Raw genomic sequence first — 513 nt, 5'->3', positions numbered from 1 at the left:
TAACTCGTGCAGAAGCAGCTACAATGATGGCTCAAATCTTAAACTTACCAATCGAAGAGAACGCTAAACCATCTTACACTGACGCTCAAGAAGGTTGGGCTGTAAAATACATCGCAGCTGTAGAAAAAGCTGGTGTAGTTAAAGGTAAAGGTAACGGCATCTTCGATCCTAACGGAAAAATGGACCGCGTTTCAATGGCATCTATGCTTGTAGAAGCTTACAAATTAGATTCTAAAGTAACTGGTACTCCAGAAACTAAATTCTCAGATTTAGAAAAATCATGGGGTAAAGCAAAAGCTAACATCCTAGTTGAATTAGGAATTTCTGCAGGTACTACTGCAACTACTTGGGAGCCTGAAAAAACTGTAACTAAAGCAGAAGCAGCTCAATTCATTGCTAAGACTGACATGCAGTTCGGACAAAAAGAAGAAGCTAAAGTTGAGTCAGTGAAAGTTTTAAACTCTAAAGAAGTAGAAGTTAAATTCGCTACAGAAATTAACAAAGATGCAGTTA

The 513-nt window shown here is 38.0% G+C and carries 1 protein-coding gene; it reads left to right on the top strand.

Annotated features, from left to right (window positions below):
- Positions 1–513, top strand: a 513-nt coding sequence (locus KI356_RS26845; protein WP_212936969.1) for an S-layer homology domain-containing protein, incomplete at both ends; no start/stop codon positions are given.

The sequence above is a fragment of the Bacillus hominis genome (assembly GCF_018332515.1).
Lineage (GTDB): Bacteria > Bacillota > Bacilli > Bacillales > Bacillaceae_G > Bacillus_A > Bacillus_A hominis.
The sequence above is the reverse complement of the archived record's forward strand: the minus strand, read 5'-3'. Positions and strand labels throughout refer to the sequence as shown.